Annotated in this window: 12 protein-coding genes and 1 pseudogene; 8 read left to right on the forward strand and 5 right to left on the reverse strand. The window is 63.7% G+C overall.

The annotated features are described in order from the left end of the window. The first annotated feature begins 122 nt into the window (after positions 1–122). Positions 123–1508, forward strand: a complete 1386-nt coding sequence (locus tag CMI59_RS12930) for an aminotransferase (RefSeq protein ID WP_293328656.1) — start codon at positions 123–125, stop codon at positions 1506–1508. A gap of 13 nt (positions 1509–1521) precedes the next feature. Then, a complete protein-coding gene (locus tag CMI59_RS12935; RefSeq protein ID WP_293328657.1) occupies positions 1522–1941 on the forward strand; it encodes a hypothetical protein in 420 nt (139 codons plus the stop codon). Between the two features lie 39 nt (positions 1942–1980). On the opposite strand, the gene CMI59_RS12940 is transcribed toward CMI59_RS12935, so the two are convergent. The 4 genes from CMI59_RS12940 to pdxH all read right to left on the reverse strand — a co-directional run bounded on the left by CMI59_RS12940 (position 1981) and on the right by pdxH (position 5951). Continuing rightward, positions 1981–2736 (reverse strand): SDR family oxidoreductase, encoded by a 756-nt coding sequence (locus CMI59_RS12940; protein ID WP_293328658.1) that lies wholly within the window; start codon positions 2734–2736, stop codon positions 1981–1983. 61 nt (positions 2737–2797) lie between these two features. After that, positions 2798–4381, reverse strand: coding sequence for a bifunctional aminoglycoside phosphotransferase/ATP-binding protein (locus CMI59_RS12945; RefSeq protein WP_293328659.1), 1584 nt, complete (start codon positions 4379–4381; stop codon positions 2798–2800). Positions 4382–4394: 13 nt separating this feature from the next. After that, complete coding sequence (locus tag CMI59_RS12950; protein WP_293328660.1) at positions 4395–5312, reverse strand: cation diffusion facilitator family transporter; 918 nt, start codon at positions 5310–5312, stop codon at positions 4395–4397. Positions 5313–5321: 9 nt separating this feature from the next. Next, on the reverse strand, positions 5322–5951 hold the full coding sequence (gene pdxH / locus CMI59_RS12955; protein ID WP_293328661.1) for a pyridoxamine 5'-phosphate oxidase: 630 nt from the start codon (positions 5949–5951) through the stop codon (positions 5322–5324). A 197-nt stretch (positions 5952–6148) separates the two neighbouring features. Between pdxH and CMI59_RS12960 the strand changes: the two genes are divergently transcribed. From CMI59_RS12960 to CMI59_RS12985, 6 genes are all read left to right on the forward strand, one after another. Continuing rightward, complete coding sequence (locus CMI59_RS12960; protein WP_293328662.1) at positions 6149–6646, forward strand: RT0821/Lpp0805 family surface protein; 498 nt, start codon at positions 6149–6151, stop codon at positions 6644–6646. Positions 6647–6676: 30 nt separating this feature from the next. Further along, the gene (locus tag CMI59_RS12965) at positions 6677–7507 is read left to right on the forward strand and encodes a tetratricopeptide repeat protein (protein WP_293328663.1); all 831 of its coding nucleotides are present in this window, start codon (positions 6677–6679) and stop codon (positions 7505–7507) included. An 82-nt stretch (positions 7508–7589) separates the two neighbouring features. Further along, positions 7590–8606, forward strand: coding sequence for a DnaJ C-terminal domain-containing protein (locus CMI59_RS12970; RefSeq protein WP_293328664.1), 1017 nt, complete (start codon positions 7590–7592; stop codon positions 8604–8606). A 131-nt stretch (positions 8607–8737) separates the two neighbouring features. Next, entirely contained in the window at positions 8738–9586 is an 849-nt protein-coding gene (fabI, locus tag CMI59_RS12975) for an enoyl-ACP reductase FabI (RefSeq protein WP_293328665.1), read from the forward strand. 71 nt (positions 9587–9657) lie between these two features. Continuing rightward, positions 9658–10749, forward strand: coding sequence for a chorismate synthase (gene aroC, locus CMI59_RS12980; RefSeq protein ID WP_293328666.1), 1092 nt, complete (start codon positions 9658–9660; stop codon positions 10747–10749). 26 nt (positions 10750–10775) lie between these two features. Continuing rightward, the gene (locus tag CMI59_RS12985; protein WP_293328667.1) at positions 10776–11336 is read left to right on the forward strand and encodes a hypothetical protein; all 561 of its coding nucleotides are present in this window, start codon (positions 10776–10778) and stop codon (positions 11334–11336) included. Between the two features lie 8 nt (positions 11337–11344). Here CMI59_RS12985 and CMI59_RS12990 read toward each other — a convergent pair. Continuing rightward, positions 11345–11672, reverse strand: a pseudogene (locus CMI59_RS12990) (RNA methyltransferase); the annotation flags it as partial.

The raw sequence follows: 11672 nt of genomic DNA on the forward strand, positions 1-11672 counted from the left end.
AAGACGTGGATACCCCGCATAAAGCGGGGCATGACTCAGAAGACATAGCCCTTTGACTTCCCCTCGGGCGACGCCGCATTATGCGGCATCCGCCCACACCTGCTCATTCGAGGAGCGCTCCCATGTCGAGCCTTAGCAACGCCGCCGTTCGCGATATCGAAACGGTCATCCATCCCTATACCAATCTCGAAACCTTCCGCGAGACGGGGCCGATGATCCTCGAGCGCGGCGAGGGCATCTATGTCTATGACAGTCATGGCAAGAAATATATCGAGGGCATGGCCGGGCTCTGGTGCACCTCGCTCGGCTATAACGAGAAGGAACTCATCGACGCGGCGACCGAGCAGCTCGAGCGGCTGCCCTTCACCCATGTCTTCGGCGGCAAGAGCCATGAGCGCGCGGCGGAACTGGCCGAGAAGCTGAAAGCCATCGCGCCGCATCCCGCCTCCAAGGTGCTGTTCTGCGGTTCGGGCTCGGAAGCGAACGACCAGCAGGTGAAGCTCGTCTGGTACTACAACAATGCCCGCGGCAAGCCGGAGAAGAAGAAATTCATCTCGCGCATCCGCGCCTATCACGGCGTGACGGTCGCCTCCGCCTCGCTGACGGGCCTGCCCGCCAACCATCGCGATTTCGACCTGCCCATCGAGGGCGTGCTCCACACCGACTGCCCGCATTACTACCGCTATGCGGAGCCGGGCGAGACGGAAGACGAGTTCACCACGCGTCTGGCGAAAAACCTCGAAGACCTCATCATCAAGGAAGGCCCGGACACGGTCGCCGCCTTCATCGCCGAGCCCATCATGGGCGCGGGCGGCGTCATCATGCCGCCGGACGGCTATTTCGAGAAAATCCAGGCCGTGCTGCAGAAATACGATGTCTATTTCATTGCCGACGAAGTGATCTGCGGCTTCGGGCGCACGGGCAACATGTTCGGCTCTGAAACCTTCAACATGAAGCCGGACAGCATTTCGGTCGCCAAGGCGCTCTCTTCCGCCTATGTGCCCATCGGCGCCGTCACGGTCGGCGAAGACATGTATCAGGCGATGCTGGACGAAAGCCGCAAGATCGGCACGTTCGGCCACGGCTTCACCTATACCGCGCATCCGCTGGCCGCCGCCGTCGCCTCCAAGACGCTCGACATCTATCAGGAGCGCAACATCGTCGGCCATGTGCGTTCGCTGCAGCCGACATTCGAAGGCCATGCGCATCGCCTCGCGGAACATCCGCTGGTCGGCCATGTCCGCGCCAAGGGGCTTATCGGCGCGCTGGAACTCGTCGCCCACAAGGACTCGAAAGAGAGCTTCGAGCCGGGTGCCGGTATCGGTGCGAAGGTCGTGGCGGCCTGCGAGAAACGCGGCCTCATCCTGCGTCCGCTGGCCGGCGACATCATCGCCATCTGCCCGCCCCTCATCATCACCGAGAGCCAGGTCGACGACATCTTCAAGACGCTTGAGGAAGCGCTGGACGAGGTGACGGCCCATGCCCGCAAGGAAGGGCTGATGAAGTGATCGGGGCGCAGGGATGACACGCGAAATCCGCTTTCAGATCGAACTTGCCGGCAAGGCCTCGCCCGAAGACGCGATGGGCGAGCGCATGAATATCGAGACCTCCGCCGTGCTGCCGCCGGACTTCGATCCGGCGCTGGCCGGCAGCGGCCTGCACGTGACATGCGAGGCCGCGGTCGATAACGACGAATATGGCGGCTTCAGCGAAACCGGCACGCTCCGCTTCGGCGGCGGCACGCTGAGCTATGAAAGCGTGCGCGAAGGCTATCTCGGTGAGACGCCCGACCCGAAAACGCAGCTCGGTCACGTCGTGTTTCAGGTGACGGGCGGCACGGGCGGCTTTGCCGGCGCCAGCGGCTTCATCGTCTCCGCCTTCACCGTGAACGAGGATGCGCAGGTGCGCGAGAGCCAGAGCGCGGTGCTGTTCCTGCCCTGACATTTGCCTGTCATTGCGAGCGAAGCATGGCTCATACCCTCAGACGTGCTGGCCGCCATTGATCTGGATTTCGGTGCCGTTGATATAGCTCGACTGATCCGTGCACAGAAAATAGATCACCCGCGCCACCTCTTCCGGTGTGCCGAGGCGATGCATGGGGATTTCTTCCACGATCTTTTCGGTGCCCGGCGAGAGAATTGCCGTGTCGATCTCGCCCGGTGCGATGGCGTTCACCCGCACGTTCAACGGCCCGAATTCCGAGGCCATTTCCCGCGTCAGCGATTTCAGCGCCGCCTTGGAGGTCGCATAGGCGCTGCCCGCGAAGGGGTGCACACGCTCGCCCGCGATGGACGAGACATTGACGACCGACCCGCTCGCCGCTTTCAGCTCCTGAACCAGCCCGCGCGCCAGAATGACGGGGGCGAAGAAGTTCACCTGAAAGACCTTGTACCAGAGCTCCTGGCTGGTATCGAACACACCGAGCCGCGAGCCCCCCTCGCCCTTGGGCGAAATGGCGGCATTGTTGACGAGCGCATTGAGACGCCCGCCCTGATCCTTCAGCCGCTCATGGATTTCGTTGATCGCCTCCGCGGTGTTTTCCGGATCGGCGAGATCGACCTGAATATGATCCTCAGGTCCGGCCTCCCATGGGCAATCTTCCGGGAAAGCATGGCGCGAGCAGGTAATCACGCGCCAGCCCGCGCTTGAGAAACGCTTCACCGTCGCATGTCCGATGCCCCGGCTTGCGCCGGTCAGCAGCAATGTCTTTCGTTCCGCATTGGGGATCTGTGCCATGAGCGCAATCTACTGAAATGCAGGGCCAAGAGCCAGCACACATTAACCGGGGTTAAGGTCATTATTTCGTGAGCGTGTCCAGACCCCGGGCCGCGATCTCCTCCGGCCTTCCGGCCGCGTCAAGCCGGTGCCAGTCCAGCGTGCCGATATCATAGGCAAGCTGGCGGCGCAGCACGGCCACATCGGCGTCGGAGGCGTCGTCGGCCTTCTCGGAGCGCGCGCGCACCCGCGCCTCCAGCACCGCCGGATCGGCCTCGAGCCAGAGCCCAGAAAACGGCACGCCCATTCGGCCTGCCAGTTCAGCGGCCCGGTCGCGCTCTTCCTGTTGCGCGAAAACGGCGTCTATCACCACGCTGACGCCCGCCTCCAGTGCATGGCCCGCAAGCCGGAACATCTCGGCATAGACGCGCGCGCCCACTTCGGGCGCATAGGCCTCCTCCGGCAGCCGGTCCAGCGGACCGACATTAAAAAGGCGCTTGCGAATGATGTCGGTTCTGAGATGCAGCGCGCCGGCAGGCCGTCCGAGACGGGGCGCCAGCACCTTCGCCACGGTTGATTTGCCGGTGCCGGACAGACCGCCAATGGCGACCAGGCCCGGCTTACCCGTTTCAAAGGACGTCATGGCGAAATCGAAAAAGGCGCGGGCTCTCTCCCTGAGCTTAGCGTCGCCGCCCTGCTCCACCTGCATCGCGGTGACCTTGGCGCGCACCACGGCGCGTACCGCCACGAAGAGCGGCACCAGCGGCAAGCCGCCGATCATGTCGTCGATATCCGCCTCGGCGATGTGGTCGAAATAGGCGTTCAGAGCGCGGTTGGCGAGCAGGGCCGTCTCGCCCTCCCGGAAAGAGAGGTCCATCAGCAGGAAGGCGAGATCGTAGAGCACATCGATGCAGGCAATGTTTTCGTTGAACTCGATACAGTCGAAGATGACCGGCGCGCCGTCGATCTCCACCACATTGCCCAGATGCAGGTCGCCATGGCAGCGCCGCACCCAGCCTGCATCGCGGCGATTGTCCATGAGCCTGCAATGCCGCTCGATCAACTGATCGCACTGCGCTTTCGTGTGCTCGGCTTCGTCTCGCGAAAAGGTGCTGCCCGCCTTTTCCAGCATGTCATGGGCATTGTCGGCGACGATGCTGGCGAAGGCCGTCGCGCCGCCGAAATCCCGCGTCACTTCCGCCCCGGCATGGAAGCTTGCGACACGGGCGGCGAGGTCTTCCACAAGCGAGGTTTTCAGCCGGCCTTCGTCTTCCTGCCGCGCCAGAAGCCCGTCATTGTCGAAGCGCTTCATTTTGACGAGCCAGTCCGCCGCGCCGTGCGGGGCGTCCGCTCCCGGTTCCACCGGCACAAGTCGGAAACCGCCCTCGTCCCTGGTGACGGCAGCGAGCCCCAGATAGAGCTCCGGCGCCGTGCGGCGGTTGAGCGCCAGTTCGGATTCACAGGCCTCGCGGCGCTTTTGCGATGTCGAGAAATCGAGAAAGCTGAAGCGGATCGGCTTTTTCATTTTCCAGGCAAAATCGCCGGCCAGAAAGATGTGGTTCGCGTGGGTTTCGATGTGCTCGACGATTTCCCCCGCATCGAGCCCATAGGCTTCGGGCCGCGAGAGAAAGCCGATCGTTTGCTGAGTGTCGGTATCGGAGGTCAAAACGTCCTTTTACTCATACGCGTTCGAGACGGCTCAGCGGTTCCAGCCCCGCCGGATCCTGATGGATCAGCACCTCCGAACCGGGAAACTCCCTCATGATCTCGCCTTCCACCTCGTCGGAAATCCGGTGCGCCTTGGTCAGAGTGATTTCGGGATCGAGTTCGAGATGGAACTGGATGAAGCTCAGCACGCCGGAGGTCCGCGTGCGAAGATCGTGAATGTTGATGACGTCCGGATGAGAGAGCGCCAGCGTCTTGATGCGCTCGCGCTCGTCTTCGGACAATTCGCGGTCCATCAGCTGATCGAACGCGTTGGAGGCAATCTGCGCCGCCGCCCAGGCGATAAGCCCGGCAATGAGAATGCCGAAGACCGGGTCCGTCCATTCCCAGCCGAGAAACCCCGAGAGAACCAGCGCCGCGACCACCGACAGGTTCATCAACAGGTCGCCGCGGTAGTGGATGGAATCCGCCTCGATGGCGAGCGACTTCGTCCGGCTCACCACATGGCGCTGGAACGCGACAAGGCCCAGCGTCATGGCAATGGCGATCACCGTCACGACAATGCCCCAAAGCGAATGCGAGATGGGCTGCGGCGTCATGATGCGCTGGAAAGCTTCATAGACGATATAGCCCGCCGATCCGAAGATAAAGAATGACTGGCCGAGGCCTGCCAATGCTTCCGCCTTGCCATGGCCGAAGCGATGCTCCTGGTCGGCGGGCGTCAGCGCGTGGCGCACGGCGACGAGGTTCAGGAGCGAGGCCGAGCCGTCCAGCAGGCTGTCGAGCAGCGTGCCCAGCATGGCCACCGATCCGGTGAACCAGAGCGCCCCCGCCTTGAGAACCACAAGCACCACGGCAACGCACACCGCGGCGTAGGTCGCCCGCTTCATCAGGGTAGCGTTTTCCGCCGCCGTCTTTGCGTCCAGTGCCATTCGTCCGCCTTACGGGAAAAGCCGCATCGTCTTCCAACCCGCCGCCGGGTCGTCGCGGTGGAAGACCAGACGATCATGCAGGCGGAACGGGCGGTCGCGCCAGAACTCGATGCGGACCGGTGCAATGCGGAAGCCGGACCAGTGTTCGGGCCGGGGCACCTTGCCGAGACCGAATTTGGCGGCGTAGCGCGCCACTTCCTTTTCGAGTTCGAAGCGGCTTTCCAGCGGCCGCGACTGGCGCGAGGCCCAGGCGCCGATCTGGCTATCGCGGTGTCGGCTGGCAAAATACTCGTCCGCCTCTTCCGGGCTTACCGGCGAGACGATCCCGCGCACGCGCACCTGGCGGCGCAGCGACTTCCAGTGGAAGCCGAGCGCCGCGCGCATATTCTCTTTCAGCTCGCGCCCCTTCTCGCTTTCCAGATTGGTGTAGAAAACGAAACCGCGCTCATCCACATCCTTCAGCAGCACCATGCGCACATCGGGAAAGCCTTGCGCATCGGCGGTCGCCAGCGCCATCGCATTGGGGTCGTTCGGCTCGCTCTTCGCGGCCTTGTCCAGCCACTCCCTGAAGAGCTCGAAGGGATTGTCCGACGTGAAGACATCCTCCGTCTTTTCGGTGCCGGCGGGTGCGTCAGTCATGCTCCAGATGGCCTTCCAGATCAAAAACGGGCCGAAAACGGCCAAATTCGGTAGCAATATGATAGCTTTGACGCTGCTCAATTCTTGCCACAATCGGTTCCTTATATAGTTACCAGAAATCGATTTGTCGCGTCCCGCGCCTCCCGCCCGGGACGGAATTCCCGCCTCCCCGGGAGGCAGAAGAAAATGGAAAGCGCATGAAACTCCTGAAAGCATTTGCAATTGCCGGTATCGGTCTGTCGCTGGCTGCCTGCGACCAGGGCATCTACAATGGCGGCATGGGCGGTATGGGTCCCAAGCAAACGGTCGGCACGGGTGCCGGCGCGCTGGCGGGCGGCGTGATCGGCTCGCAGTTCGGCGGCGGCGAAGGCCGGCTCTGGGCGACGGGTGCCGGCGTGCTGATCGGTGCGCTCATGGGCAGCGAAATCGGCAAGTCGCTCGACCGCGCCGACCGCGCCTATATGGGCCGCACCACATACAGCGCGCTGGAAAACAACCCGTCGGGCCAGGCCTCGCGCTGGAGCAATCCCGATAGCGGCCATTACGGCACCGTTACGCCGCAACCGGCCTATACGACCTCTTCCGGCCGTCCCTGCCGCGAATATACGCAGACGATTTATATCGACGGTCGCAGCCAGCAGGCGCATGGTACGGCCTGCCGGATGCAGGACGGGTCCTGGCAGATTCAGAACTGATTTCGACGACACTGAAGACGGACAAGCCGAGTGAAAAAAGACCTTCCCAGCTATGTCCGCCTGCTTCTGGCGTCCGCCGTCTTTGCCACGGCGGGCGCTTTTCTCGTGCCGAACGCGGCAAAGGCCGAAGGCCTTACCGTCAAGGAAGCCATCGAGAATTCTCCCGGCCACCGCAGCGGGCCGGACGAGGCACGCTTCCAGCGCGGCGTGAAAGCCTATGACAGGGGCGACTACGCCGCTGCCTTCAAGGACTGGCTGCCGCTTGCCCAGCAGGACGATCTGGCGGCAATGCGCAATGTCGCCCTGCTGCTGCGCAAGGGGCTGGGCACCGAGCGCGATCCGGAGCGGGCCCTGTTCTTCTACGAGCGCGCGGCGGAGGCGGGCTTCGTGCCTGCCGAGCTCAATGCCGCCTTCATGTATCTGGAAGGCGACGGCATTCCCCGCGACTACAAGAAGGCCAGCTTCTGGCTTCATCTCTCCGCGGTCGCAGGCGAGCCGATCGCGCAATACAATCTCGGCGTGATGTTCGAGAAGGGTCTGGGCGTCTCGCGCGACCTGCCGCGCGCCATGGGTTGGTATGCGCTGGCTGCGCGGCAGGGCCACAGCATGGCGCTCGCCCGTCTGGCCCAACTTGTGCCCACGCTCCCCCCGCCCAATCCGCCGCCCGGCGAGGCCGCTGCCAAGGCCGTGAAACCGGCACCGCCGGCACCCCCGGTGGATATTCTGCTGCCGGATACGGATAACCATCCGGGTTCGGACAAGCAGGCCTCCCCGGATAAGGATGCAGGCGACAGGCTGCGGGCGCCCGATGCGGCCATCCGCACGCCGGACACCGCACCGCCATCCGATCCCGCCTCCTGAGAGCAACTACCGCTTAACGGTTTCGTAGAGGGACGCACGCTATCCTGCGCGCCCTGTTTTGCGGCATCGGGAGAGAGGCCGGTTGCGCGATCCGTATGAAACCCTGGGCGTCGAGCCCCATGTAAGCCTGGCCGAGATCAAGGCGGCCTACAGGCGGCTTGCGCGCAAACTGCATCCGGATGCGTTGAGCGGTGCGGAGGCCCCGGACCGGCGGCGCGCGGAAACGCGGTTTCAGGAAGTCACGGCGGCCTACAACCTCCTGAAGGATACCAATGCGCGGCGGCGCTACGACGCCATCCGCCATGCCGCCGCCAAACCGAAATTCGAAAAGGCCGCCGCCTATGGCGCAAGGTTCCGGAGCAAATCCGGTCCGAAGGCAGAAGACGCACCCTTCAAACCGGCCTCAAAAAAAGCCGGGAACGCCGAAAAACCCGGTTTCGAGCCTTCCGACCTCAAAGAGCCGCTCAAGGCCCGACCGCTGAGCGAAGAAGAGCAGGAAGGGGTCTTCAGCGAGTTTTACGAGGGGCTTCGCGATGCCGGCCGCCGGGTTTTCCGGGGGCGCGGGCGCGATGCCGCCTATGCGCTGGAAATTCCCTTTCTGGAGGCGGCGAGAGGCGGTATGCGCCGGGTCGCTCTGGGCGGCAAAACGCTCGACATCCGCATACCGGCAGGCCTTGAGACGGGCCGTCAGATCCGCCTGCGCGGCCAGGGCGAAGCGGGCAGCGGCGGCGCGCCCGCGGGCGATGCGTTTCTGGAAGTGCGCGTCCAGCCGCATCCCTGGTTCCGGCGCGAGGGCTACGATATTCACCTTACCCTGCCCGTCACGCTGGCCGAGGCCGTCATCGGCGGCAAGGTGGATGTGCCGACGCTTTCCGGAGCAGTCAGCCTTACCATCCCGGCCGGATCGAACAGCGGGACGCAGCTTCGGCTTCGAGGCAAGGGGATCGCTCCCGAGAACCCGAAAGACGGGCCCGGCGACCAGTATGTGACGCTTTCCATCACCCTGCCGGAAAAGCCTGACCGGGCCCTCCGGGACTTCGCAGCGGGCTGGGCGCAGGGCCTTGCCTCGAGTGTGAGGCAGCATCTTTTCAAGGATTGATATATCGCTACGGAAACTCCCAAGTTTCGGAGAACGCTGGGATTTTTCGTGGACCGGGTGTGCCTTTTATGCAAAATGCGCCACTGTCCGGGTCGCCCGCCCGCACCGACATTTCGAAGGGATAGAAAATAATGAGTGAAGCCGCCAGCAACGCCAATACCGCACAGGGTGGCTCCAACCTCATGGCCGGCAAGCGCGGCCTCATCATGGGGGTTGCCAATAACCGCTCCATCGCCTGGGGTATCGCCAAGGCCTGCGCCGCGCATGGTGCGGAGCTTGCGTTCACCTATCAGGGCGATGCGCTGCTCAAACGCATCACGCCGCTTGCCGAATCCATCGGGACCGATCCCGACCTCATCATGCCCTGCGACGTGACCGACGCGGCCAGCATGGATGCCGTCTTCGAGACGCTGAAAGAGAAATGGGGCAAGATCGACTTCTTCGTCCATGCCATCGCCTATTCCGACAAGTCGGAGCTGGATGGACGCTATGTCGACACCTCGCAGGAAAACTTCACCGCCTCCATGGCGATCTCCTGCTATTCCTTCGTCGCGCTCTGTCAGCGCGCGGAAAAGCTGATGACGGATGGCGGCTCCATCGTCACCCTCACCTATTACGGCTCGGAGAAGGTGATCCCGCACTACAATGTGATGGGCGTCGCCAAGGCCGCGCTGGAAGCCAGCGTGCGCTATCTCGCCGTCGATCTCGGCCGCGACAATATCCGCGTCAACGCCGTGTCCGCCGGTCCGATCAAGACGCTGGCGGCTTCCGGTATCGGCGATTTCCGCTACATCCTGAAGTGGAACGAACTCAATTCGCCGCTGAAGCGCGTCGTCTCCATCGAGGAAGTCGGCAATACCGCGCTCTATCTCCTCTCCGATCTCGGCTCCGGCGTGACCGGCGAGGTCCATCATGTCGACGCGGGCTATCACGTCGTCGGCATGAAGGCCGAAGACGCGCCGGATATGAGCATCGTCTGATTTCCGCTATGGTCGCTTCCAGGCCTGCCCCGACGCAGGCGGGGAGTGATTCCGGCAAACGAATTTAGGTCATGTCGCACAACACATTCGGCCATCTGTTCCGCGTGACGACCTGGGGCGAAAGCCACGGGCCGGCGCTTGGCTGCGTGGTCGATGGCGTGCCGCCGCGCGTTCCCGTCACGGCGGAGGAAATCCAGACCTGGCTCGACCGGCGCCGCCCGGGCACGTCGCGCTTCACCACGCAGCGCCGCGAACCGGATCAGGTGAAGATCCTTTCCGGCACCTTCTTCGACGACGATGCGCAGCAGGAGATGACCACCGGCACGCCGATCTCGCTGATGATCGAGAATGTCGATCAGCGCTCCAAGGATTACGGGGACATCAAGGACAAGTTCCGCCCCGGCCATGCGGATTTCACCTATCTGTCGAAATACGGCATTCGCGACTATCGCGGCGGCGGACGGTCCTCCGCGCGCGAAACGGCGGCGCGTGTCGCAGCCGGTGGCATTGCCCGCAAAGTGCTGCCGGGCGTTTCCATTCGCGGCGCACTGGTGCAGGTCGGCCCGCACAAGATCAATCGCGACAATTGGGACTGGGCGGAAACGGAGAACAATCCTTTCTGGTGCCCGGACGTCAAGGCGGCCGCCGAGTGGGAAAGCTATCTCGACGGCGTGCGCAAGGCGGGCTCTTCCTGCGGCGCGGTCATCGAGATCGTGGCCGAAGGCGTGCCCGTCGGCCTCGGCGCGCCGATCTATGGCAAGCTCGATGCCGACCTTGCCGCTGCGATGATGAGCATCAACGCGGTAAAGGGCGTCGAGATCGGCGAAGGCTTCGCGTCCGCCGCGCTCACCGGCGAGGAAAATGCCGACGAGATGCGCATGGGCAATGAAGGTCCGGCCTTCGCCTCCAATCACGCAGGCGGCATTCTGGGCGGCATTTCCACCGGCCAGCCCGTTGTCGTGCGTTTCGCGGTGAAGCCCACCTCTTCCATCCTGCAACCGCGCAAGACGGTATCGCGGCAGGGAGAGGATGCGGAAATCATCACCAAGGGGCGTCACGATCCTTGCGTGGGCATTCGCGCCGTGCCCGTGGGCGAGGCCATGATGGCCTGCGTCCTTGCCGACCACCTGCTGCGCCATCGTGGCCAAATGGGCGGTGCCTGAACAGGCGACGCCTGAAGGAACCCGACATGACCGACGAGATTTCCATCCCTCCCGGCGCAACGGTGACGGCGCGCTACAGCCGGGAAAAGGGGCAGACCATCGTCTATGGCGGCTTGCTGATCGGTGTGGGGCTGGTTCTTCTGGCCACACCGCGTATCGGGCACACCGCCCTTTTCCTCGCAGCCATCTCCTTCGCCGTGGCTGCGTTTCACTGGCCCTTCGTCGCGCGCAACAATGAAGCGCTGAAAATCGGCCCGGCGGGCATCGAAATTGCCGGGCTGGGACGTTTCCCCTGGCCGGACATTAAAGATGTCGCCGTCCATGACAGCTTCGTGCGCAACATCCGCAATGCGGAACTGCGCATCACCCTGTCGCGCGCTGTGGCGGAAGCAGTCGTGCCGCCGGAAAATGCTCAGGCCGTGTGGCGGCAATATATGTACAAATGCTGGCGGCAAGTGGGCAGCAATGGCGTGCGCGTGAAGCTCAACATTCTGAACCTCTCGCCCGAAATGGTCGCCAAAGCGATCGAGCGCTATTGCAGCATCGACATCCCCACCCCGCCGGAAGAACCGGGCGTGGGCGTCTGAGCCGAAGCTCAATCCCGCGAAAAGACCCCGATCAGCTCCACATGGGCGGACCAGAGAAACTGGTCCACCGGCGTCACCGACACCAGTCGGTAGCCGCCATCCAGCAGCATGCGCGCATCGCGGGCGAAACTCGCCGGACTGCATGACACAAAGGCGATGCGCGGCACGCGCGATTTCGCCAGTTCGGCGGCCTGCGCCTGCGCACCCGCGCGGGGCGGGTCCAGCACCACCGCGTCATATTTATCGAGTTCGCTCGCCAGCAGCGGGCGGCGGAAGAGATCGCGCCGTTCCGTGGTGAGCGGCTTGAGCTTCAGTCCCGGCCCCTGATCGCGCACC

The organism is Parvibaculum sp. (genome assembly GCF_002684405.1).
GTDB lineage: Bacteria > Pseudomonadota > Alphaproteobacteria > Parvibaculales > Parvibaculaceae > Parvibaculum.

Excerpts from the sequence above, each read along its gene's own strand:
- CMI59_RS12930 (WP_293328656.1), top strand. The coding sequence starts at position 123 with ATGTCGAGCCTTAGCAACGCCGCCGTTCGCGATATCGAAACGGTCATC.
- CMI59_RS12935 (WP_293328657.1), top strand. The coding sequence starts at position 1,522 with ATGACACGCGAAATCCGCTTTCAGATCGAACTTGCCGGCAAGGCCTCG.
- CMI59_RS12940 (WP_293328658.1), bottom strand. The coding sequence starts at position 2,736 with ATGGCACAGATCCCCAATGCGGAACGAAAGACATTGCTGCTGACCGGC.
- CMI59_RS12950 (WP_293328660.1), bottom strand. The coding sequence starts at position 5,312 with ATGGCACTGGACGCAAAGACGGCGGCGGAAAACGCTACCCTGATGAAG.
- pdxH (WP_293328661.1), bottom strand. The coding sequence starts at position 5,951 with ATGACTGACGCACCCGCCGGCACCGAAAAGACGGAGGATGTCTTCACG.
- CMI59_RS12960 (WP_293328662.1), top strand. The coding sequence starts at position 6,149 with ATGAAACTCCTGAAAGCATTTGCAATTGCCGGTATCGGTCTGTCGCTG.
- fabI (WP_293328665.1), top strand. The coding sequence starts at position 8,738 with ATGAGTGAAGCCGCCAGCAACGCCAATACCGCACAGGGTGGCTCCAAC.
- aroC (WP_293328666.1), top strand. The coding sequence starts at position 9,658 with ATGTCGCACAACACATTCGGCCATCTGTTCCGCGTGACGACCTGGGGC.
- CMI59_RS12985 (WP_293328667.1), top strand. The coding sequence starts at position 10,776 with ATGACCGACGAGATTTCCATCCCTCCCGGCGCAACGGTGACGGCGCGC.